This is a genomic window from Sphingomonas sp. BK069 (assembly GCF_014193405.1).
GTDB lineage: Bacteria > Pseudomonadota > Alphaproteobacteria > Sphingomonadales > Sphingomonadaceae > Sphingomonas.
Map to the genome: position 1 here is coordinate 1488670 of NZ_JACHZH010000001.1, position 21933 is coordinate 1510602.

Consider the following 21933-nt stretch of genomic DNA (forward strand, 5'->3'; position numbering starts at 1 on the left):
TCTTTATCAGACCAGCGAGACGGTCATGCCGCCTTCTTCGCGTCGGTCGTTTCGTCCTCGATCGGGAACGGGAAGCCGAACAGGCGGAGCAGCTCGCGCGCCTCGTCGTCGGTCTTCGCGGTCGTGGTCACGATCACGTCCATGCCGCGCACCTTGTCGATGCGGTCATAGTTGATCTCCGGGAACACGATCTGCTCCTTGATGCCGCAGGCGTAGTTGCCGCGGCCGTCGAAGCTCTTCGGGTTCAGCCCGCGGAAGTCGCGGACGCGCGGTAGCGCGATGGTGATGAAGCGGTCGAGGAACTCGTACATGCGCTCGCGGCGAAGGGTGACCTTCACGCCGATCGGCATGCCCTCGCGCAGCTTGAACTGCGCGATCGACTTCTTCGCCTTGGTGACGACCGGCTTCTGACCGGCGATCAGCTCCATCTCCGACGCGGCCTGGTCGACACGCTTCTTGTCCTGGGTCGCCTCGCCGACGCCCATGTTGAGCACGATCTTGTCGATCCGCGGGATCTCGTTGACGTTCTTGTAGCCGAACTTCTCGGTCATCGCCGCGACGATGCGATCCTCGTAGATCGCCTTCATGCGGGGCTTGTAGGCGTCAGCCATCGATCTTCTCCCCGGTCTTCACCGCGACGCGGACCTTCTTGCCATCCTGCGTCTCGAAACGGACGCGCGTCGGCTTGCCGTCGGCGGTGACGTGCGCCACCTTCGACACGTGCAGCGGCGCCTCGATGCGCTCGAGCCCGCCCTGCGGGTTCGCCTGCGTCGGCTTGCGGTGACGGGTAGCGACGTTGACGCCGCCGACGATCACCTTGCTATCCTTCGGCATCGACTGGGTGACCGTGCCGGTCTTGCCCTTGTCCTTGCCGGAAAGGACGACGACCTGATCGCCCTTCTTGATCTTCGCGGCGGCCATTACAGCACCTCCGGCGCGAGGCTGATAATCTTCATGTGCTTCTTGCCGCGTAGCTCGCGCACGACCGGGCCGAAGATACGGGTGCCGATCGGCTCCTCGTTCTTGTTGACCAGCACCGCGGCATTGCCGTCGAACCGGATCACCGAGCCGTCGGCGCGGCGAATGTCCTTGGCGGTACGCACGATCACCGCGCGGTGAACGTCACCCTTCTTCACGCGGCCACGCGGCTGCGCTTCCTTGACGCTGACGACGATGATGTCGCCGACGCCGGCCGTGCGGCGCTTGGACCCGCCAAGCACCTTGATGCACTGCACCCGCTTCGCGCCGCTATTGTCAGCGACGTCGAGATTGGACTGCATCTGGATCATCGATCCGCTTCCTTCTCGCCTTGGGGTGGATTCCGACCCAGCCCCGCCTAAAAAAACGACCCCCGGCAGGCGCATGGCCGTACCGAGGGGAGCGGCCGGTTAGCCGCTCCGCGGGCGAAAGGCAAGTGCCCTGCCCCCACGTCTTCCCGCCACGCTCGGCTGGTCTCCGCGGCCAGGCCGCGGACCCTTCCCGAAACGCCGGCGGGCGCGCTCAGCGACGCTTACGCGTCGACGTCGACCCGCTCGGGCGCGACATGCGTGTTCACGCGGTCGACGACCTTCCAGGTCTTCAGCTTGGAGATCGGCGCGGTCTCTTCGATGCGCACGGTCTCGCCCTGCTTATACTCGTTCGCCTCGTCATGGGCGTGGTACTTCTTCGAGCGGCGGATGATCTTGCCGTAGAGCGGGTGCTTCACCTTGCGCTCCACGTTGACGATCACCGTCTTCTCGCCCTTGTCGGAGACGATCACTCCGGTCAGCACGCGCTTCGGCATGTGCGTCGTCCTCTTACTTGGCCGCAGCCGCAGCATTGCGCTGCGCCTGAAGGGTCTTGATGCGGGCGATGTCCTTGCGGACCTCACGCACGCGGCTCGGCTTCTCGAGCTGGCTGGTCGCCGCCTGGAAGCGCAGATTGAACTGCTCGCGCTTCAGGTTGCCCAGGCTCTCGGCGAGCTGGTCGTCGCTCTGGCCGGTGAAGTCGGTGGTATTTGCCATCTTACTCGCCTCCCAGGTGCGAGGTGTCGCCGAGACGCGCCACGACCTTGGTCTTGATCGGCAGCTTCATCGCGGCGCGCTCGAACGCCTCCGCGGCGAGCGGCCCCTCGACGCCGTCGAGCTCGAACAGGATCCGGCCCGGCTTGACGCGCGCCGCCCAGAACTCGGGCGAACCCTTGCCTGAGCCCATGCGGACTTCGGCGGGCTTGCTCGACACCGGCACGTCCGGGAACACGCGGATCCACAGACGCCCCTGGCGCTTGATGTGGCGCGTGATCGCGCGGCGGGCCGCCTCGATCTGACGCGCGGTGATACGATCCGGCTCCATCGCCTTGAGGCCATAGGAGCCAAAGTTCAGCGAGGTGCCGCCCTTGGCGTCGCCGTGGATACGGCCCTTGAACGCCTTGCGGAACTTGGTGCGCTTCGGTTGCAGCATTGCCTTATTCCTTAGCGGCGGTCATCGCGCGCAGGGCGCACGCCGGAGGTCTGGGCCTCCATCATGAGGCGATCGGTCGCCATCGGGTCGTGCCCGAGGATCTCGCCCTTGAACACCCATACCTTGACGCCGCAGACGCCATAGGCGGTGTGCGCCTCGGCCTCGGCATAGTCGATGTTGGCGCGCAGCGTGTGCAGCGGCACCCGGCCCTCGCGATAGCTCTCCGAGCGCGCGATCTCGGCGCCGCCAAGGCGGCCGCCGCAATAGACCTTGATGCCGTCCGCACCGAGGCGCATCGCCGACTGCACCGCGCGCTTCATCGCGCGGCGGAAGGCGATACGACGCTCGAGCTGATCCGCGATGCCCTGCGCGACGAGCTTGGCGTCGACCTCGGGCTTGCGGATCTCGACGATGTTCAGCGACACGTCCGAGCTGGTCATCGCGCCGAGCGTCTTGCGCAGCTTCTCGATGTCCGAGCCCTTCTTGCCGATGATCACGCCGGGGCGTGCGGCGAAGACCGAGATGCGGCACAGCTTGGCGGGACGATCGATCACCACCTTCGAGATCGCCGCCTGCGGCAGCGTCTTGATGATGTACTGACGGATCTTGAGATCCTCCAGCAGCAGGCGACGATAATCGTCGCCCTCGGCGTACCAGCGGCTGTCCCAGGTACGGTTGATCTGCAGGCGCAGACCGATGGGATTGCTCTTGTGACCCATTAGGCTTCTTCCTGCTCGCGCACGACGATCCGCAGCCGCGAGAACGGCTTGAGGATGCGGGTGGACTTGCCGCGGCCGCGCGTGGCGAACCGCTTCATGGTGATCGACTTGCCGACCGACGCCTCGGCGACGACGAGCGCGTCGACGTCGAGGTTGTGGTTGTTCTCGGCGTTGGCGATGGCCGAGGCCAGCACCTTGCGCGCGTCGACCGCCATCGACTTCTTGGAAAAGGCAAGGATGTTCATCGCGTCGGCCGCCGAGCGGCCGCGGATCAGCGCCGCCACCAGGCCCAGCTTCTGCGCCGAGCCGCGGATCTGCGTGCCGACCGAGAGGGCTTCCTTCTCGCCGACCTTGCGGGGGGATGCAGGCTTGCTCATCAGCGCTTGCCCTTCTTGTCAGCCGCGTGACCCGGGAAGAACCGGGTGGGCGCGAACTCGCCGAGCTTCATGCCGACCATGTCCTCGTTGACCGAGACGGGCACGAACTTGCGGCCGTTGTAGACCGAGAACGTCAGACCGACGAACTGCGGCAGGATGGTGGAGCGGCGCGACCAGGTCTTGATCGGCGCGCGCCCGCCGGCGTCCTGCGCGGCCTCGGCCTTCTTGAGCAGGCTCAGTTCGACGAACGGGCCCTTCCAGACAGAGCGAGCCATTACTTCTTCCTCGCGTGGCGGCTACGGATGATCATCTTGTCCGTAGATTTGTTGTGGCGGGTGCGCGCACCCTTCGTCGGCTTGCCCCACGGCGTGACCGGGTGACGGCCGCCCGAGGTCCGGCCTTCACCACCGCCGTGCGGGTGGTCGACCGGGTTCTTGGCCACGCCGCGCGTCAGCGGGCGCTTGCCCATCCAGCGCGAGCGGCCAGCCTTGCCGAGGTTCTGGTTCTGGTTGTCGGGGTTGGATACCGCACCGATCGTCGCCATGCACTCGCCATGGATGTAGCGCTGCTCACCCGAGTTGAGGCGGACGATGACCATGCCGCGGTCGCGACCGACGACCTGCACATAGGTGCCGGCCGAACGAGCGATCTGACCGCCCTTGCCCGGCTTCATCTCCACGTTGTGGACGATGGTGCCGACCGGGATCTGGCCCAGCTCCATGGCATTGCCCGGCTTCACGTCGGTCTTCTTGCCCGCGATCACCTTGTCGCCCGGCGCGAGCCGCTGCGGCGCGATGATATAGGCCAGCTCCTCGTCGGGATACTTGACCAGCGCGATGAAGGCGGTGCGGTTCGGGTCATACTCGAGCCGCTCGACCGTGCCCTCGACGTCCCACTTGCGCCGCTTGAAATCGACGTAGCGGTAGCGCTGTTTGTGACCGCCCGCGATGCCGCGCGAGGTCACATGGCCCTTGTTGTTGCGACCGCCGGTCTTGCGCTTGCCCTCGGTCAGCGCCTTGACGGGCTTGCCCTTGTACAGCGCCGACTTGTCGACGAGGACGAGGCCGCGCTGCGCCGGCGACGTCGGGTTATAATGCTTGAGTGCCATCTTACTTGGCCCCCTCGGTGACGTCGATCGACTGGCCCTCGCGGAGCGTGACGATCGCCTTCTTGACATCGGAGCGACGGTAGGGCGCACCCTTCCAGCGCTTGGTCTTGCCCTTCTGGACGATCGTGTTCACGCCCGTGACGCTGACGCCGAAGAGCGCCTCCACGGCCGCCTTGATCTGGGGCTTGGTCGCCTTGTTGGCGACCTTGAAGACCACCGCGTTCTGCTCGGAGAGCAGGGTCGCCTTCTCGGTGATGTGCGGCGCGACAATCACGTCGTAGTGACGGTTGTCGATCGCCTCTGCCGGCTTAGCCATTGAAGCGCGCCTCCAGCTTCTCGACCGCCGCGCGCGTCAGCACCAGCGTGTCTGCCTTGATGATGTCGTAGACGTTCGCGCCGACCGCCGGGAGCAGGTCCACGCCCGGCAAGTTGCGACCGGCGCGGAAGCTCTCGCCCGCCTCGCCGTCGATCACCAGCGTGCGCTTGCCCGTGGTGAGCGTGGCGAAATGGCCCTTGAGCTCCTTCGTCTTCTGCACCTCGAACGCGTCCAGCACGATCAGCGAGCCGGCCTTGGCATGGCTGCTGAGCGCCATCTTGAGACCGAGCGCGCGAATCTTCTTGTTGAGCCCGGGGTTGAAGTCGCGGACGCGGGCGCCGTGCGCCTTACCGCCGCCGATGAACACCGGGGCGCGGCGATCACCGTGACGGGCGACACCGCCGCCCTTCTGGCGACCGAGCTTCTTGCCCGAGCGAGCGACGTCGGCGCGCTCGCGCGTGCCACGCGCGGTGGCGCGACGCTTCTCGAGCTGCCAGGTCACGACGCGGTGCAGGATGTCGGCACGCGGATCGAGGCCGAAGACCTCGTCGTTGAGCTCGATGTCCGCTGCGTCGGTGCCGGCGAAGGAGGAAACCTTGACCTTCACGTTCAGCCCTCCTGGCCGTCGGTCGCGGGGGCATCGGCCGACGTGTCGGCCGGCGTGTTCGCCGCGCTGTTGTTGTTGGCCGCCGACTTGATCGACGCCGGGTACGGCGCGCTCTCGTGGCGATCCTGCTTGACCGCGTCCTTGACGAACAGCCAGCCGCCCTTCGAGCCGGGCACCGAGCCCTTCACGAAGATCAGGCCGCGCTCGACGTCGGTGCCGACGATCTCGAGGTTCTGCTGGGTGCGGTTCTTGTCACCCATGTGGCCCGCCATCTTCTTGTTCTTGAAGACGCGGCCGGGATCCTGGCGGTTACCGGTCGAACCGTGCGAGCGGTGCGACACCGACACGCCGTGGGTCGCGCGCAGACCGCCGAAGTTCCAGCGCTTCATCGCGCCGGCGAACCCCTTGCCCTGGGTACGGCCCTGGATGTCGACCAGCTGGCCAGCGACATAATGGTCCGCCGCGAGCTCGGCGCCGACGTCGAGGAGGTTCTCCTCAGTCACGCGGAACTCGTGCACCACCGCCTTGGGCTCCACCTCGGCCTTGCCAAAGTGGCCGCGCTGCGGCTTGGCGACATTCTTGCTCTTGGCGACACCTGCGCCGAGCTGGACGGCGGTGTAGCCGTCACGGTCCTTCTCGCGACGGGCGACGACCTGAAGCGCCTCGATCTGCAGGACGGTGACCGGCACGTGGCGGCCGTCGTCCTGGAACAGGCGGGTCATCCCCATTTTCTTCGCGATCACGCCAGTACGCATGATCCCTTGCTCCTTGACAGAGGCACCGCGAGGCCCATCCCCACGGTGCTTGTGACCCGCGCCTGGCGGCGCGGATCGGTCAGCCCGGAATGTGCGAAGCGTGCCCCCGTCCCGGGCTAGGCGCTTCCCCGAGGGGAAACAGACGGGAGACGCTGACCCGGCCACCCGAGAGCGGCCAGCGGTATCTCATGGTCGTCGGAGCGTCCGCCAAGGCGGAGCGCTCGTCCGTCTCGCGCGATACGCCACGAAACGACAAACCCGCGGGACTCACGTCGACCGCGGGAGCCGGCCAATTACGCCAACCTGTTGACGCAGTCAACAGTGACCCCGGCCTTCGCCGGGGCCAAAGGCAAGCCGGCCTGCATCAGGCCAGCTTGATCTCGACGTCGACACCGGCGGCGAGGTCGAGCTTCATCAGCGCGTCCACCGTCTGCGGCGTCGGCTGCACGATGTCGAGCATGCGCTTGTAGGTGCGGACCTCGAACTGCTCGCGCGACTTCTTGTCGATGTGCGGGCCGCGGTTGACCGTGAACTTCTCGATGCGCGTCGGCAGCGGGATAGGGCCACGGATGAGCGCGCCGGTGCGGCGCGCGGTGTCGGCGATATCGCCGGTCGCCTGATCGAGCACGCGATGATCGAACGCCTTGAGGCGAATGCGGATGTTGCTGTCCATGATCCCTACCAATGCGAAAGAGCGGGGCACTTTCTCCCCCGTCACTCCGGCCGAGACCGAAGCCCTGCTACGCTAGCTTTACGCTGCCACAAGATCCCGGCCGAGACCGGGCTGACGGGACGAGAGCACCTCTTGCTGTTCTCGAACCCAAAGCGAAGGCGCGGCCATAACCGCGCTCCCATAAAAAGGCAACCGCCCGACGCACCATTCGGCGCATCGGGCGGAACCTCTCGTACCGGACCGGCGGACCGGCCCGATGCGGCTTACTTCGAAATGGCGCTCACCACGCCCGCACCCACGGTGCGGCCACCCTCGCGGATGGTGAAGCGCTGCCCGACGTCCATCGCGATCGGCGCGATCAGCTTGATGCCGAGCGCGACGTTGTCGCCCGGCATGACCATCTCGGTGCCCTCGGGCAGCTCGACGGTGCCGGTCACGTCCGTGGTGCGGAAGTAGAACTGCGGACGGTAGTTCGCGAAGAACGGCGTGTGACGGCCACCCTCGTCCTTCGACAGCACGTACACCTCCGACGAGAAGTCGGTGTGCGGCTTGATCGAGCCCGGCTTGCAGAGCACCTGACCGCGCTCGACCTCGTCGCGGGCGACGCCGCGGATCAGCGCGCCGACGTTGTCGCCGGCCTGACCCTGGTCGAGCAGCTTGCGGAACATCTCGACGCCGGTGACGGTGGTCTTGCGGACCTCCGGATGGATGCCGACGATCTCGACTTCCTCACCAACCTTGATGATGCCGGTCTCGACGCGGCCGGTCACGACGGTGCCGCGACCCGAGATCGAGAACACGTCCTCGATCGGCATCATGAACGGCTTGTCGAGCGGACGCTCCGGCTGCGGGATGTACTCGTCGACCGCCTTCATCAGCTCCATGACCGCGTCCGGCCCGAGCTTCTGGTTCGAGCCCGAGAGCGCGCAGGTGGCCGAGCCCTTGATGATCGGAATGTCGTCGCCCGGGAACTCGTACGAGCTGAGCAGCTCGCGGACTTCCAGCTCGACGAGCTCGAGGATCTCCTCGTCGTCGACCAGGTCGACCTTGTTCATGAACACGACCATCGCCGGCACGCCGACCTGGCGCGCGAGCAGGATGTGCTCGCGGGTCTGCGGCATCGGGCCGTCGGTGGCGGACACGACCAGGATCGCGCCGTCCATCTGGGCCGCGCCGGTGATCATGTTCTTGACGTAGTCGGCGTGACCCGGGCAGTCGACGTGCGCATAGTGGCGGTTGGCGGTCTCATACTCGACGTGCGCGGTCGAGATGGTGATGCCGCGCTCGCGCTCTTCCGGCGCCTTGTCGATGTTGGCGAAGTCGACCGCTGCGTTGCCCGCGACGTTCTCCGCCAGCACCTTGGTGATGGCGGCGGTCAGCGAGGTCTTGCCATGGTCGACGTGACCGATGGTGCCGATGTTCAGGTGCGGCTTGTTCCGCTCAAACTTAGCCTTAGCCATTGTTTCCCTACCTTCTGATTTCCACTGGAGCCGCACTCAGGACTCGCCGTGAAGGCGGCCCCATAGCGGCTCAATTCGTGTTGCGCAAATCCCGGCCGTTTTCCGGCGGGGCCGACGCGCGACTAAATCGCGCGTCGGACGGGCTTGGCTGGCGCCGACCCGCCGGCCGGCCCTTCGGCGAGGTGGGCCAAGTCACCCTGACCCTCCCGCTTCCGGCTTAGGCCAGCTTCGCCTTGACCTCGTCGGCGACGTTCTGCGGCACCTCGTCATAGTGCGAGAACTGCATCGAGTAGCTCGCCCGCCCCTGGGTGAACGAGCGCAGCGAATTCACGTAGCCGAACATGTTCGCCAGCGGCACCATCGCGGTCACCGCCTGCGCGTTGCCACGCGTGTCGGTGCCCTGGATCTGGCCGCGCCGCGAGTTCATGTCGCCGATCACGTCGCCCAGATAATCCTCCGGGGTGACGACCTCGACCTTCATGACCGGCTCGAGCAGCGTGATGCCCGACTTCTGCGCCGCCTCGCGCATCGCACCGCGCGCAGTGATCTCGAACGCCAGCGCCGACGAGTCGACGTCGTGATACGCGCCGTCGTACAGCGTGATCTCGAAATCGATGATCGGGAAGCCGACCAGCGAGCCGGTCGCCGCGGTCTCGCGGAAGCCCTTCTCGATCGCGGGGATATATTCCTTCGGAATGTTACCGCCCTTGACCTCGTCCTTGAAGATGATGCCCGCGCCGCGCTCGCCCGGCGTCAGCTTCACCTTCACGCGACCGAACTGGCCGGTGCCGCCCGACTGCTTCTTGTGCGTGTAGTCGATGTCGACCGGCTTCTTGAGATACTCGCGATATGCCACCTGCGGCGCGCCGACATTGGCCTCGACCTTGAACTCGCGCTTCATGCGGTCGACCAGGATCTCGAGGTGAAGCTCGCCCATCCCCTTGATGATGGTCTGGCCCGACTCGTGGTCGGTCGAGACGCGGAACGAGGGGTCCTCGGCGGCCAGACGGTTGAGCGCGACGCCCATCTTCTCCTGGTCGGCCTTGGTCTTCGGCTCCACCGACAGCTCGATCACCGGCTCCGGGAACTCCATGCGCTCCAGGATGATCGGATTGGCCGGATCGCACAGCGTGTCGCCCGTGGTGGTCTCCTTGAGGCCCGCCAGCGCGACGATGTCGCCCGCGCGCGCTTCCTCGATGTCCTCACGCGAGTTCGCGTGCATCAGGAGCATGCGACCGATCTTCTCCTTCTTGTCCTTCACCGAGTTCAGGTAGCTGCCCTTGGTGAGGACGCCCGAGTAGATGCGGGCGAAGGTGAGCGAGCCGACGAACGGGTCGTTCATGATCTTGAACGCCAGCGCCGAGAAGGGCGCGGTGTCCGACGAGGGGCGCTCGTCCGGAGTCTCGCCGTCCAGCTTGACGCCCTTGATCGCCGGCACGTCGAGCGGGCTCGGAAGATAGTCGACCACCGCGTCGAGCAGCGGCTGGACGCCCTTGTTCTTGAAAGCCGAGCCGCACACCACGGGCACGAACGCCATGTTGAGCGTGCCCTTGCGGATCAGCTTCTTGAGCGTGGCGGCGTCGGGCTCGTTGCCCTCGAGATATGCCTCCATCGCGTCGTCGTCCTGCTCGACGGCAAGCTCGATCAGGTCGTTGCGATACTTCGCTGCCTTCTCGGCCATGTCGTCAGGAATCGGCTGATACTCGAACTTCGCGCCGAGCGACTCCTCGAGCCAGATGATCGCGCGATTCTCGACTAGGTCGACGAGGCCCTTGAAGCCGCCCTCGATGCCGATCGGCAGGTACAGCACCGCCGGCTTGGCGCCGAGACGGTCGATGATCGACTGAACGCAGAAATAGAAGTCCGCGCCGGTGCGGTCGAGCTTGTTGACGAAGCACATCCGCGGCACACCGTACTTGTCGGCCTGGCGCCACACCGTCTCCGACTGCGGCTCCACGCCGGCGACGCCGTCGAAGCACGCGACTGCGCCGTCAAGCACGCGAAGCGAGCGCTCCACCTCGATAGTGAAGTCGACGTGGCCCGGGGTGTCGATGATGTTGATCAGATGCTCGGGGCCCTTGCCCTCTTCGGCCTTCCACTTGCAGGTGGTGGCCGCCGACGTGATCGTGATCCCGCGCTCCTGCTCCTGCTCCATCCAGTCCATCGTCGCGGTGCCCTCATGGACCTCGCCGATCTTGTAGGACTTGCCGGTGTAATAGAGGATGCGCTCGGTCGTCGTCGTCTTGCCGGCGTCGATGTGCGCCATAATGCCGATGTTGCGGTAGAGTTCGAGCGGATGGCTGCGGGCCATGATCGGGCTTCCTTAGCGATGTGGGGAGCGCAGCGTACCGCCGGCTCCCCACGATATAGGTCAGTTCTGAGACGCTTCCAAGACAGGCCGCGTCCGCACCGCCGGTGTTACCAACGATAGTGCGAGAAGGCGCGGTTGGCCTCGGCCATGCGGTGCGTGTCCTCCCGCTTCTTCACCGCGTTGCCGCGGTTGTTCGAGGCGTCGAGGAGCTCGCCCGAGAGGCGCGCCGACATCGTGTTCTCGCTGCGGCCGCGCGCGGCGGTGATCAGCCAGCGGATCGCCAGCGCCTGCGCGCGCTCGGGACGCACCTCGACCGGAACCTGGTAGGTCGCACCGCCGACGCGGCGGCTGCGGACCTCGATGCCCGGCTTGATGTTGTTCAGCGCGTCGTGGAACACGCCGATCGGCTCGCGCTTGGCGCGGGTCTCGACGGTGGTGAGCGCCGAATAGACGATGCCCTCGGCGACCGACTTCTTACCGTCGAGCATGACCGAGTTCATGAACTTGGAGAGAACCTCATCCCCGTACACGGGATCAGGCAGGATTTCCCGCTTCTCGGGACGACGACGACGCGCCATGTGATGTTACCTTTCAATCAGCTGGTGAGAATACGGGAGCGGCTTACTTCGGCCGCTTCGCACCGTACTTCGAGCGCGACTGGCGGCGATCCTTGACGCCCTGTGTGTCGAGCACGCCGCGCAGCACGTGGTAGCGCACGCCCGGAAGGTCGCGCACACGGCCGCCGCGGATCAGCACCACCGAGTGCTCCTGCAGGTTGTGGCCCTCGCCCGGAATGTAGCTGATCACCTCGCGCTGGTTGGTCAGGCGGACCTTGGCCACCTTGCGCAGCGCCGAGTTCGGCTTCTTCGGGGTCGTGGTATAGACACGGGTGCAGACGCCGCGCTTCTGCGGGTTCTGCTCCATCGCAGGGACCTTGGACTTGGCCTTCTGCGGCTCGCGGCCCTTGCGGACCAGCTGGTTGATCGTCGGCATGAAGCCTTCACCTTATCTGGAGGTTACTTTGCTGGAGCCCTGACAAGACTTGGAATACGAAAAGGACCGTGCGGCAGCCGGTAACGGCGGCCTCAGGCCCTTGATGCATCCAGCAATGTTCAAGCTGCCGGGCAGAAGTTGCCTTCCACCCGGACGGGGGCGCCTATACGCGCGCCGGGCGCGTCGGTCAATCGCCCGCCCTCTCGCTCACTTGAGCGGGTCGTGCCCCCAGTTCATCAGCGAGTAGCGCCAGTCGGAGTGCTCCTTGTCCTTCGCCGGCCCGCCCTGCGCGAGGTGGCGGTGGACGTAGCCGAGCACCGTCTTCATGTGCGTGTAATCATCGTCGGTGAGGTCGGCCTTCTTGGTGCGCTTGAGTTCGACGATGCGTCGGCCGGAGCGATGCCCGACGCTCTCGCCGTCGCCTTTGCCGTCGTCGCCCTTCCAGCCGACCCGCTTGCTGTCGTCGCTGTCGAGGAAGCGCTCCAGCTCGGCCGGGGCCATATTGACCGCCTCGTTGAACTCCTTGGCGATTCGATCGTGATCGTCGTGCTGCTCGGCCATGTCGCTCTCCTCGCGCGGTGAAAGCGCGAGGAGAGTGAAGGGTTTCACTTCACCTCGACGCCGCCCTTCACCACCGCGACCGGGTGCTCCAGCACGGTGACGTCGCGCAGCGGGTCGCCGCGGACCGCGACCATGTCGCCGAAACGCCCGACTGCGATCGTCCCGACGTCGGCCTCGCGCCCGAGCGCGCGTGCGGCGCTGGTGGTGGCCGCGCGGATCGCGTCGAGCGGGGTCATGCCCCATTGCACCATCTTGGCGAACTGCCTGGCATTGTCGCCGTGCGGATAGACGCCCGCGTCGGTGCCGAAGGTCATCGCCACGCCCATGCGGAAGGCGCGCTGGAAGGTCTGGCGCTGCTTGAGCCCGATCGCCTTCTCCTTGTCGAGGCTTTCCTGCTCGGTGCCGTTCTTGGTGCCGGTAGCGAGGATATAATCGTCGTTGTAGATATCCATGTCGAACCAGGTCTTGTGCTCGATCGCGAGCTTCATCGCCTCGTCCGAGGCGAGGCTGACGTGCTCGATCGTGTCGATGCCGGCGCGGATCGCGGCCTTGATCCCATCGTCGCCGTGCGCGTGCGCCGCCACCTTGAGGTGGAGCATGTGCGCCTCGTCCGCGATCGCGCGCATCTCCTCCTCGCTGAGCTGCTGCCCGCCGACCGAGTCGCCCAGCGAGAAGACGCCGCCGGTGGCGCAGATCTTGATCACCTCGGCGCCATATTTGTGCAGCCACCGCACCTTGGCGCGTGCCTCCTCGGGCGAGTTCACCACCGAGGGCAGCTTCTTGTCGTAGGAGGGCGGCAGCGCGTTGTCGTCGCAATGCCCGCCGGTCGCGCCGATGGCATAGCCCGCGGGCACGATTCGCGGCCCGATCACCCAACCGCCGTCGATCGCCTCCTTGAGGCCGATGTCCTGAAAGTCCCCCGCGCCGACGTTGCGTACGGTGGTGAAGCCCGCGCGTAGCGTCTTGGCGGCGTTGGCGACGCTGATCGCGCCCCAGAAGCTGTCGGTGTACTTGAGCGTCTGATACCCGCCGATCTCGGCCAGGCTGGTGAGGTGGACATGCATGTCGATCAGCCCGGGGACGAGCGTGACGTCGCCGAGATCGACGCGGCGCGCGTCCGCCGGGATCGCGGGGCGGCTCGCCCCGCCGGCGGCGACCGCGGCGATGCGGCCGTCGGTGACGACGATCACCGGGTCGGACACGATCGCACCCTTGTCGACGTCGAGCATGCGCGCCGCGGTGACGACGACGCTCTCCGCGCTCGCCGGCCCCGCGCCGGCGAGCGCGATGGCGACCGCGGCGAAGCGCGGCAGGACGGTCAGTCTCATACGTGTTTCCCCCTTGTTTCCCGGCACGATGGCCGAGTTGCGCCGGGGAAGGAAGAGGGGCTGGCGGACGGTCGCCGCCCTCAGTCGCGCAGCCGTTCGCTGAGAAAGGCGATGAGCGCCTCGACTCGCGCGGGTCGAAGCGCGCTCGGCGGGGTGAGAAGGTGGAGGCCGATCGGCGCCGGCGCCCAGTCCGGCATGATCTCCACTACCCGCCCCGCGGCGATCCCGGCGCCGACGATGAAGCCCGGCAGTCGCGCGATGCCCAGCCCCGCCTCCAGTGCGGGCACCAGCGCGTCGCCGCTGTTCGCCGCGAGCGGTCCCTGCGCCTTCACCGACACCTCGGCGCCGTCGCGCGAGCGAAAGCGCCACGGGCCGGTCAGGTTAGTATAGCCCAGCAGCCGATGCTCGCCGAGCTGCGACGGGTGAGTCGGCGTGCCGTGCGTCGCGAGATAGCCAGGCGCCGCGACGACATGCGCCGTGATCGTGCACAGCCGGCGCGCGCGCAGCGAACTGTCGGGCAGGTCGGCGATCCGCAGCGCCACGTCGAACCCCTCGGCGACGATGTCGACGCGCGAGTCGGCGAGGTGGAGCTCGATCTCGATCGCGGGATGCGCCGCTAGGAAATCGGCCACGGCAGGAGCGACGTGCTTGAGCCCGAAGCTCATCGGCGCCGCCAGCCGCACGCGTCCGGCCGGCGCGAGCGCGCCGTCGCGCGCGGCCTCCTCGGCGGCATGCGCCTCCGCGACGATCCGTGCGGCATGCTCGGCTAGGGGGCGCCCGGCCTCGGTCAGCGCGAGCCGGCGCGAGGTGCGATGGAACAGAGACACCTGCAGCTGCGCTTCCAGCCGCGACACGCCTTTGGAGACCGTCGCCTTGCTGAGCCCGATCGCGTCCGCCGCCGCGCTGAACGAGCGATGCTCGGCCACCGCCGCGAAGATCGCCCAGGCCTCGAGATCGGGGAGCCGCATCGTCACCGGCGTAGAGGCCGAAACGATCCGTTTCAATCGGGCGCGTTCCGTCGGGGCCTGCGCTTACCTAGGTTGATCGTACCCGAGCGCGTTACCGACGCGCGCCCTGCCCTAATCCGCACCAGGAGCCACTGCCATGACCAAGGTCCTCGTCCTTTATTATTCGTCCTACGGCCATATCGAGAAGATGGCCGACGCGGTCGCGGAAGGCGCGCGGGCGGGCGGCGCCGAGGTCGACATCCGTCGCGTGGCGGAGACCGCCCCCGCCGAGATCGTCGCCGCGGCCGGCTTCAAGACCGACACTGCGCACCCCGAGATCGAGGGTTCCGACGCGCTCGCCGGCTATGACGCGATCATCGTCGGCGCGCCGACGCGTTACGGCCGCATGCCGAGCCAGATGGCGGCGTTCTGGGACACCACCGGCGGGCTGTGGATGAAGGGCGCGCTGGTCGGCAAGGTCGGCGGCGCCTTCACCTCGACCGCTAGCCAGCACGGCGGCCAGGAGACCACGCTCTTCTCGATCATTACCAACCTGCTCCACCACGGCATGACGATCGTCGGTCTCGACTACGGCTACCAGGGTCAGATGGGCGTCAAGGAAGTGCACGGCGGCACCCCCTATGGCGCCTCGACGTTGGCCGACGGCGACGGCAGCCGCCAGCCGAGCCAGGTCGATCTCGACGGCGCGCGCTATCAGGGCAAGCGCATCGCCGAGACCGCGGCCAAGCTGAAAGGCTGAGCCCTCTCCCCGCCTCGGAGCGGCCGCGACAGTGCCGCTTCGGGGCGGGGCGTCGCGCCGCCGGCGCTCATCTCAGCCCGCGGTCGACTCGCGCTCGATCAGCTCATAGTCGACCAACTCGTCCTCAGCCTCGGCCAGCTCGCCGCGCCGGCCCGTGCGAATCAGCATCTCGGCGGCGCGATAGGCCATCAGTTGGATCGGCTGGCGCACGGTCGTCAGCGCGGGCGAGATCAGCGACGCCATCGTCGTGTCGTCGAAACCGGTCACGGCCAGGTCACGCGGCAGCCGCAGTCCGCGACGGTGCGCCTCGCCGATCACCCCGGCTGCCATGTCGTCGTTGCTGCACATGATCGCGCTGGGACGATCGGCGGGCGACAGCAGTGCAGAGCCCGCGGCGATGCCCGACTCATGGTCGAAGCGCCCCTCGAACAATAGCCGCGTGTCCGCGGCGATCCCGGCGCCCGCGAGCGCGTCGTGATAACCGTGGATCCGGTCGGCGCTGTCGGAATGGTTGGGCGGCCCCGAGACGAGCGCGATGCGGCGATGGCCGCGCTCGATCAGGCGCCGCGTCAAAGCCCGCATCGCCGCGCGATTGTCGATCCTGACGGTGGCGGTGCCTGGCAGCGTCGCACCGGTCGCGATCGCGGCTGCGGGCACGCCGAGCGCGTCCACGACGCCCGCCTCGCTCAGCAGCTCGGCGAAAGGCGGGATCAGCAGCAGCGCGTCCGCCCCGCCGCGCACCAGCGCGCGCGCCGCCGCCTCCGCCGCCTCGTGGGTGAGCCGCTGCTCCTCACGCAGCAGCAGCTGGAGCCCGTGCGCGTTGGTGGCGCGCAGCGAGCCGGTGAGGATCGCGTCCAGGAAGGGCGTGCGCGCGCCGCTGTAGATCAGCCCCACCGTCGTGGCGCGCGCGCGCGCGAGCAGCCGCGCGCTGACGTTGGGGACGTAGCCCAGCTCGTCGATCGCGGCGCGCACCGCGGCGACCGTCGCGGGGGCGGCGCGGCCGGCGCCGTTGATGACGTTCGACACCGTCATCGGCGAGACGCCGGCACGCGCCGCGACGGCGCGCATCGTGACCCCGCGCTCGCCGCGCCGCTCGCTCATCGCGCGCGGCCGGTCACGGGCGGGCGCCGCATCGGCTCAGCCGCCGGGCGCGGGGTGATTCGTGGTCAGATCAGCCCCGCCTTCTTGGCGCTCACCGCGTGATCCGCCGCGCGGGCGGTCAGCGCCATGAAGGTGAGCGAGGGGTTGATGCACGAGATCGATGCCATCTGCGCGCCGTCGGTGACGAACAGGTTCGGCGCATCGTGTGCCTGGCTGAAGCCGTTGAGCACCGACGCGCGCGGGTCGCGACCCATGCGCGCGCCGCCCATCTCGTGGATGGCGTCGCCGGGAACGTGCTCGTCCTCGCTGCTGCGCACGTTCATGAGGCCCGCCTTCTTGAGCATCTCCTCGCCCTGCACGCGCGCGTCGGCCATCATCTTCAGCTCGTTATCGCGGAAGCGCACGTCGAAGCGCATCAGCGGCACGCCAAAGCGGTCGACCTTGCTGGCGTGGAGCGAGACGTGGTTGTCCTCGTACGGCAGACACTCGCCGAACGCGCCCATCGAGAACTGCCACGGGCCATACTGGCGCATGCCCTGCTTCATCGCGGCGCCGAAGCCCTGCGGCTTGGCCGGGTCGCGCCGCGCGCTGCCCTGGTAGCCATAGCCGCGCTTGAAGCCGAGACCCTCGTCGCCGTTGTTGTTGCGGAAGCGCGGGATGTAGACGCCGCCGGGGCGACGGCCGAACTCGATATACTCCTGCATCCCCGGGATCTCGCCCGAGATGTTGACGCGGAAGATATGATCCATGACGTAGCGGCCGAGCGTCCCACTATTGTCGAAGTAGCTCTTGGTGCTGCCCGGTGCGCGCGAGTTCATCAGGATCTGCGTGGAGGCCATCGCCGAGGCGCAGAGGAAGACGATGTCGGCGTTGACCGTCTCGGCCTGCCCGGTCTTGGCGTCGACGAAGCGGACGCCCGTCACGCGCTTGCGCTGCGGATCATACTCGAGGTTGGTCACCACCGCGTCCGAGCGCAGCGTGAAGCGGCCGGTGGCGCGCGCCGCCGGCAGCGTCACCGCCTGGGTCGAGAAATAGGCGCCGAACGAGCAGCCGCGACCGCACTGGTTGCGGACCTGGCACTTGCTGCGGTTCTGGTCGGGCTTGTCCTCGGTCATGTTCGACAGGCGCGTGTTGATCAGCTTGCGCCCGGGGAACGCACCCTCGAGCCGCTGCTTGAACCACTTCTCCGCGACGTTCATCGGCATCGGCGGCTGGAACTGGCTGTCGGGCAGATAGGACAGATTCTCGCGCGAGCCCGAGACGCCGATATACTTCTCGACGTAATCGTACCACGGCGACACGTCGTCGTAGCGGATCGGCCAGTCGCCGCCGACATTCTCCTTCTTGTTCGCCTCGAAGTCGGCCGGACTCCAGCGGAAGCACCAACGGCCCCAGATCAGCGACTTGCCGCCGACCGCGGCGGGGCGAATCCAGTAGAATTTGCTGCCCTCGTCATAGGCGTAGGGATTCAGCCGGTCGTTGTTGTAATATTTCTGCGTGCTCGGCGAGACATAGCCGTGGGTGGTGATGAAATAATCGCTCTTCACCAGCTCCGGCGGCATCATGTCGCGCGCCGGGATCTCGTAGGCGGGCTTGCCGTCATAGGTATAGTCGGTCTGATGCTCGACCATGATCCCACGGTCGAGCATCAGGACGCGCATGCCCTTCTCGGTTAGTTCCTTGGCGGCGAAGCCGCCGCTGACACCGGAGCCGATGACGATCGCGTCGTATTTGTTGGTAGCTGCCATGATCCCCTCCCGGGATGAATGTCGTCAGAAGCGCAGCTTGCGCAGCGTCTGGAAGCTGGTGGTGATGTCGGGAATGTAGGGCGCGGGCGACTCGTCGTTCTCGACGTAGAAGTGCTTCACGCCGGCCATCGTGTTGAGCTTGAACAGCTTGCCGAAGTCGATCGTGCCGAGCCCCACCGAAGTCATGTTGCCGTCGGGGCGCTGGTCCTTGACGTGATAGGCGTAGATCCGCCCCGCCATCCGCTTGATCAGCGCGGCCGCGTCCTCGCCGGCGTGGATGGCCCAGTAGAGGTCGATCTCGACCTTCACCAGCTTGGGATCGGTGCCCTTGATGAAGCGGTCGTACAGGCTGACGCCGTCGGGCTTGTTGGTGAATTCGAAATCGTGGTTGTGATAGGCGAAGCCCAGCCCGTTCTGCGCCAGCTCGCGCGCGAACTTGTTGAAGTTCGGCAGCGCCGCTTCCCAGGCCGCGGCGGTGCGATGCTCGTCGGTCATGTACGGCAGCACGATCGTGTCGGCGCCCAGCGTCTTGGCCATCTTCACGCTGTCGTCGAATTTGTTGAGCAGCAGGTCGTAGCCGACGTGGATCGACGGCGAGGTCAGGCCCAGCCGGTCCATGGTCTTGCGCAGCATGGCGTGGTCCATGCTGTCATAGCCACCGCCGCCGTACTCCACCTCGCGATAGCCGATCTTGGCGATCTGCCCGAGGGTGGCGACCGGGTCCTTTTGGAACAGCTCGCGGACGGTGTAGAGCTGGATACCCACCTTACCGAGCTGCGCGGCCGACGCGGGCAGCGCGCCCGCGACACCGAGGGCGGCGAGACCGGCGCTGCCGGCCAGGAACGTGCGACGATCCGTCATCATGAGGAATAGACCTTGTTGACCTTGGAGTAGAGGAAGGCGCCGTCATACTGGCCGGGCACCGGCAGGTACTCGCGCTCCTGCGTGATGCCGATCTCGGAGGTGTAATAGCCCACGATCACCATCTGGCGGAACGGTTCGAAGAAGGCGGCCCCACCCGAGATCGTGTCGTTCATCGCCAGCGTCAGTAGCGCGTCCTGCTGCGCCGGGGTGACCGCGGCGGCGCCCTTCTTATAGTCGGCGCGGCTGCGCGCCTCGATCGCGTCGAGACCCGCGATGATCGGCACGCGGTCGCTCGGCTCGGACCAATCGGCCAGCAGCTTCTCGATGTACTGCGGCACCTCCGCGGCGATCGCGCCGGGCGTGTCGGTGGCGGGGATCACGCGATCGCTCAGCGCGGTCATGACCGCCTTCTGCGCCGGCGTGAACACCTGCACCGTAGGCGGCCCGGTGTTGATCACCCCGAACGCCTGCTGCGAGGCAGCGCCGGCCGCGCGTGCGATGGGGGCGAAGAGTTGGCTGCCGAACATCGCGACGATGCCCGCGAGCGCGTCTCTGCGGTCGATCACTTGGTTTCTCCGTTCCGTGCGCCCGCGCGGGCGCCGCTGCTCGTGTTGGTCATGCTTCCTCCCCTGCGACCCGATCGATCGCGCGATAGGCGGCGATCAGCCGCTCCTCGCCCGCGCGCCCCTCGCGCGCATTGCCGTGCTCCATGCCGATCACGCCGGCGTAGCTTTTGTCACGCAGCCAGCGGACGACGTTGGCGTAATTGATCTCGCCCGTACCCGGCTCGTTGCGGCCGGGATTGTCGCCGAACTGGATGTACCCGATCTCGTCCCAGCAGGTGGCGAGCGAGTTGATCAGGTTCCCCGACTGGATCTGCTCGTGGTAGCAGTCCGCCAGGATCTTGATCCCTGAGTTGTTCACGCCGCGCGCCACGGCATAGCCGGCCGACCAGCTCTGCATGTAGACGTGGGGATGGTTCACCCGCGTGTTGAGCGGCTCCATCACCAGGACCAGCCCGTGCGGCGCGACGATGTCGCCGGCGCGGCGCATCAGGTCGATCACGCGCGCGGTCTGGATCTCCACCGGCACGCGCGGGTCGAGGAAGCCGGTGACGACGGTGGCACGCCGCGTGTTGAGGCGCTTCGCGATCTCGATCGAGGCGCGCACGTCGGCGAGGAAGGCCTCGCGCTCGGCGCCGTCGTCGCTGCCGAAGATCGGGCGGAACTCCGACCATCGCGGCATGCTCGCGACGAACACGCCCATCGCCATGCCGCGCTGCTGCAGCGCCTTGGCCATCGCCTCCTGCTGCGCGACCGGCCGGGCCCTCGCCTCATTGTCCTCCCAGGCACGGAAGCCCTGGTCCGCGGCGAAGGCGATCTGCTCGAGCAGGCCGCCGCGGCTCTTGAAGCTGCCCTCGTGCGGCGCGAAGCCGAGCGAGAAATGCGCCGCATTGGAGGTCGCGCCGCGCTGCGCCGCCGCCGCGGACGCCGCCAGCGGCAGCGCCGCCCCGGCGGCGATCAGCGAGCGGCGCGTCGGCGTCACGCGGCGTCGCCGCGCGCCAGCGTGGCGCCGCGCGCGCGCCGCTCGGACAGCCAGATGCCGCCGAACACGAACAGCAGCACCACCGGGAACAGGGCCAGCTTGGCGAAGGACTGCGACGCCGCCGCATCCTCGACCTGACGCAGCGCCGCGCCGGTCAGCTGCTTGAACGCCTCGGGCCCGCCGGCGAGCGCCACCTTGGCCTCGTCGAACATGCCCCCCAGCAGCGGCAGCACGAAGAAGCTCGCCAGCGCGCCGGCCGAGCCGACCAGCCCGATCGCCCAGGCGCCGCCGCGCGGGTAGCGCTCGGCGACCGAGGCCAGCATCGTCGGCCACATTGCGCAGACGCCGAGGCCCCAGACGGTCGAGGCCAGGATCGCCGCGACCGGCGACTGCGCCAGCGACAGCAGGAACAGGCCGATGCCCGCGAGCAGGCTAGAGATCCACAGCAAACCGGGGTTCGACAGGCGGTTCGCCAAGCGCCCGGCGAAGTGGCGGAACACGAACATGAGCGCGCTGACATAGACCAGCAGCAGGATGCCGCGCATGCCGACGCGGTTGGTGAGCGCGACGTCGAGCCACTGGCCCGGAGCGAGCTCCGACGAGGCAGTGAGGAACATCGCGCCGAACCACACGAAGAAGCTAGGGCGGCGGAACACCTCGCCGATCATCTCGCCGAAACCGGCGCCCTCCACCTCCGCGGGGGGCGCCGGGAAGGTGGTGGTGGCCGCGATCACGACCACGCCGACCGCGGGGATCAGCACCGAGCCCATGATCGCCTGCCACGGCAGCACATTGGCGAGGAACACCCCGGCCAGGCCGCCGATGATCAGCCCGCCCGGATACCAGGCGTGAAGCACGTTCAGGCGGTGCGTCGTCTCGTCCGGGTAGAGCCGCGCGGTGAGCGGATTGATCGAGGCCTCAGCGAGGCCCCAGCCGATCCCGCTCAACAGCATGCCGAACCAGACGAGGTTGTAGACCGCCATGCCGGTGGCGAGATGTCCCGCGCCGACGATCAGCCCGGTGCCGAGCAGGAAGCAGATGCCGCAGCCGATCAGCACGCGCTTGGCGCCGATCTTGTCGAGCAGCGCGCTGACGACGAACACCGTGATCGCGAAGCCGAGAAACGCGGAACCCAGGGCCGCACCGATCAGTTCACCCGCCTGAACAGGAGCGATGGGGTCGATCCACTCCGCCTTGAGGCTGCTGGCGACCGCGGCGCGCAACGAGGCGCTGATCGCGGCGGTGGCCAGTGCCAGCACGCCGAGCCAGAACAATCGGCTGCGGTTCACTCCTGCCTGATCCACTCGGTCCTCTCCCTTAT

At 67.4% G+C, this 21933-nt stretch carries 28 protein-coding genes; 1 reads left to right on the plus strand and 27 read right to left on the minus strand.

Annotation, left to right across the window (positions count from 1 at the left end; all coding sequences use genetic code 11):
- Positions 1-23 precede the first annotated feature (23 nt).
- The 21 genes from rplE to FHY02_RS07280 form a co-directional block, all read right to left on the minus strand.
- Complete coding sequence (gene rplE / locus FHY02_RS07180) at positions 24-611, minus strand: 50S ribosomal protein L5 (protein WP_183921110.1); 588 nt, start codon at positions 609-611, stop codon at positions 24-26.
- Positions 604-921 (minus strand): 50S ribosomal protein L24, encoded by a 318-nt coding sequence (gene rplX / locus FHY02_RS07185; RefSeq protein WP_183921111.1) that lies wholly within the window; start codon positions 919-921, stop codon positions 604-606. The genes rplE and rplX overlap by 8 nt, the downstream gene beginning before the upstream one ends.
- Entirely contained in the window at positions 921-1289 is a 369-nt protein-coding gene (gene rplN, locus FHY02_RS07190; protein ID WP_022687056.1) for a 50S ribosomal protein L14, read from the minus strand. The genes rplX and rplN overlap by 1 nt, the downstream gene beginning before the upstream one ends.
- Positions 1290-1510: 221 nt before the next feature.
- Entirely contained in the window at positions 1511-1783 is a 273-nt protein-coding gene (rpsQ, locus tag FHY02_RS07195; RefSeq protein WP_132909143.1) for a 30S ribosomal protein S17, read from the minus strand.
- A 13-nt stretch (positions 1784-1796) separates the two neighbouring features.
- Positions 1797-2003, minus strand: a complete 207-nt coding sequence (gene rpmC / locus FHY02_RS07200; protein WP_183921112.1) for a 50S ribosomal protein L29 — start codon at positions 2001-2003, stop codon at positions 1797-1799.
- A gap of 1 nt (position 2004) precedes the next feature.
- On the minus strand, positions 2005-2439 hold the full coding sequence (rplP, locus tag FHY02_RS07205) for a 50S ribosomal protein L16 (RefSeq protein ID WP_022687059.1): 435 nt from the start codon (positions 2437-2439) through the stop codon (positions 2005-2007).
- Positions 2440-2450: 11 nt separating this feature from the next.
- Positions 2451-3158: a 30S ribosomal protein S3 gene (gene rpsC / locus FHY02_RS07210; protein ID WP_183921113.1), complete on the minus strand. Its 708-nt coding sequence runs from the start codon at positions 3156-3158 to the stop codon at positions 2451-2453.
- Positions 3158-3535 (minus strand): 50S ribosomal protein L22, encoded by a 378-nt coding sequence (rplV, locus tag FHY02_RS07215; RefSeq protein ID WP_132909140.1) that lies wholly within the window; start codon positions 3533-3535, stop codon positions 3158-3160. Before rplV ends, rpsC begins: the two co-directional genes overlap by 1 nt.
- Positions 3535-3810 carry a 30S ribosomal protein S19 gene (gene rpsS / locus FHY02_RS07220; protein WP_132909139.1) on the minus strand — a complete coding sequence of 92 codons (276 nt, stop codon included), beginning with the start codon at positions 3808-3810 and terminating at the stop codon, positions 3535-3537. The genes rplV and rpsS overlap by 1 nt, the downstream gene beginning before the upstream one ends.
- The gene (gene rplB / locus FHY02_RS07225; protein ID WP_183921114.1) at positions 3810-4643 is read right to left on the minus strand and encodes a 50S ribosomal protein L2; all 834 of its coding nucleotides are present in this window, start codon (positions 4641-4643) and stop codon (positions 3810-3812) included. The genes rpsS and rplB overlap by 1 nt, the downstream gene beginning before the upstream one ends.
- Before the next feature lies 1 nt (position 4644).
- Entirely contained in the window at positions 4645-4959 is a 315-nt protein-coding gene (locus tag FHY02_RS07230) for a 50S ribosomal protein L23 (protein WP_132909137.1), read from the minus strand.
- Complete coding sequence (rplD, locus tag FHY02_RS07235; protein ID WP_132909136.1) at positions 4952-5566, minus strand: 50S ribosomal protein L4; 615 nt, start codon at positions 5564-5566, stop codon at positions 4952-4954. The genes FHY02_RS07230 and rplD overlap by 8 nt, the downstream gene beginning before the upstream one ends.
- 2 nt (positions 5567-5568) lie before the next feature.
- Positions 5569-6321 carry a 50S ribosomal protein L3 gene (gene rplC / locus FHY02_RS07240; protein ID WP_183921115.1) on the minus strand — a complete coding sequence of 251 codons (753 nt, stop codon included), beginning with the start codon at positions 6319-6321 and terminating at the stop codon, positions 5569-5571.
- Between the two features lie 364 nt (positions 6322-6685).
- A complete protein-coding gene (gene rpsJ / locus FHY02_RS07245) occupies positions 6686-6994 on the minus strand; it encodes a 30S ribosomal protein S10 (RefSeq protein WP_007406109.1) in 309 nt (102 codons plus the stop codon).
- A 263-nt stretch (positions 6995-7257) separates the two neighbouring features.
- On the minus strand, positions 7258-8454 hold the full coding sequence (tuf, locus tag FHY02_RS07250) for an elongation factor Tu (protein ID WP_132909134.1): 1197 nt from the start codon (positions 8452-8454) through the stop codon (positions 7258-7260).
- A 217-nt stretch (positions 8455-8671) separates the two neighbouring features.
- Positions 8672-10765, minus strand: coding sequence for an elongation factor G (gene fusA / locus FHY02_RS07255; protein ID WP_183921116.1), 2094 nt, complete (start codon positions 10763-10765; stop codon positions 8672-8674).
- A 107-nt stretch (positions 10766-10872) separates the two neighbouring features.
- Entirely contained in the window at positions 10873-11343 is a 471-nt protein-coding gene (gene rpsG / locus FHY02_RS07260; protein WP_132909132.1) for a 30S ribosomal protein S7, read from the minus strand.
- A gap of 43 nt (positions 11344-11386) precedes the next feature.
- The gene (gene rpsL / locus FHY02_RS07265; protein WP_029936467.1) at positions 11387-11758 is read right to left on the minus strand and encodes a 30S ribosomal protein S12; all 372 of its coding nucleotides are present in this window, start codon (positions 11756-11758) and stop codon (positions 11387-11389) included.
- 207 nt (positions 11759-11965) lie between these two features.
- Positions 11966-12319: a DUF3140 domain-containing protein gene (locus FHY02_RS07270; protein ID WP_183921117.1), complete on the minus strand. Its 354-nt coding sequence runs from the start codon at positions 12317-12319 to the stop codon at positions 11966-11968.
- A gap of 44 nt (positions 12320-12363) precedes the next feature.
- Complete coding sequence (locus FHY02_RS07275) at positions 12364-13647, minus strand: amidohydrolase family protein (RefSeq protein ID WP_183921118.1); 1284 nt, start codon at positions 13645-13647, stop codon at positions 12364-12366.
- Between the two features lie 80 nt (positions 13648-13727).
- Positions 13728-14615: a LysR family transcriptional regulator gene (locus FHY02_RS07280; RefSeq protein WP_183921119.1), complete on the minus strand. Its 888-nt coding sequence runs from the start codon at positions 14613-14615 to the stop codon at positions 13728-13730.
- A gap of 136 nt (positions 14616-14751) precedes the next feature.
- Here FHY02_RS07280 and wrbA point away from each other — a divergent pair, with 136 nt between their 5' ends.
- Positions 14752-15354 (plus strand): NAD(P)H:quinone oxidoreductase, encoded by a 603-nt coding sequence (wrbA, locus tag FHY02_RS07285; protein ID WP_183921120.1) that lies wholly within the window; start codon positions 14752-14754, stop codon positions 15352-15354.
- A gap of 72 nt (positions 15355-15426) precedes the next feature.
- Here the strand turns inward: wrbA and FHY02_RS07290 are convergent, their stop codons facing one another.
- The 6 genes from FHY02_RS07290 to FHY02_RS07315 all read right to left on the minus strand — a co-directional run bounded on the left by FHY02_RS07290 (position 15427) and on the right by FHY02_RS07315 (position 21916).
- Positions 15427-16455, minus strand: coding sequence for a LacI family DNA-binding transcriptional regulator (locus FHY02_RS07290; RefSeq protein ID WP_183921121.1), 1029 nt, complete (start codon positions 16453-16455; stop codon positions 15427-15429).
- 65 nt (positions 16456-16520) lie between these two features.
- The gene (locus FHY02_RS07295) at positions 16521-18203 is read right to left on the minus strand and encodes a GMC family oxidoreductase (protein WP_183921122.1); all 1683 of its coding nucleotides are present in this window, start codon (positions 18201-18203) and stop codon (positions 16521-16523) included.
- Between the two features lie 24 nt (positions 18204-18227).
- Complete coding sequence (locus tag FHY02_RS07300) at positions 18228-19067, minus strand: sugar phosphate isomerase/epimerase (protein ID WP_183921123.1); 840 nt, start codon at positions 19065-19067, stop codon at positions 18228-18230.
- Positions 19064-19633: a gluconate 2-dehydrogenase subunit 3 family protein gene (locus FHY02_RS07305; RefSeq protein ID WP_183921124.1), complete on the minus strand. Its 570-nt coding sequence runs from the start codon at positions 19631-19633 to the stop codon at positions 19064-19066. The genes FHY02_RS07300 and FHY02_RS07305 overlap by 4 nt, the downstream gene beginning before the upstream one ends.
- A 49-nt stretch (positions 19634-19682) precedes the next feature.
- Positions 19683-20612, minus strand: coding sequence for a TIM barrel protein (locus FHY02_RS07310; protein ID WP_183921125.1), 930 nt, complete (start codon positions 20610-20612; stop codon positions 19683-19685).
- A complete protein-coding gene (locus FHY02_RS07315) occupies positions 20609-21916 on the minus strand; it encodes a sugar MFS transporter (RefSeq protein ID WP_183921126.1) in 1308 nt (435 codons plus the stop codon). The genes FHY02_RS07310 and FHY02_RS07315 overlap by 4 nt, the downstream gene beginning before the upstream one ends.
- Between the last annotated feature and the right edge of the window lie 17 nt (positions 21917-21933).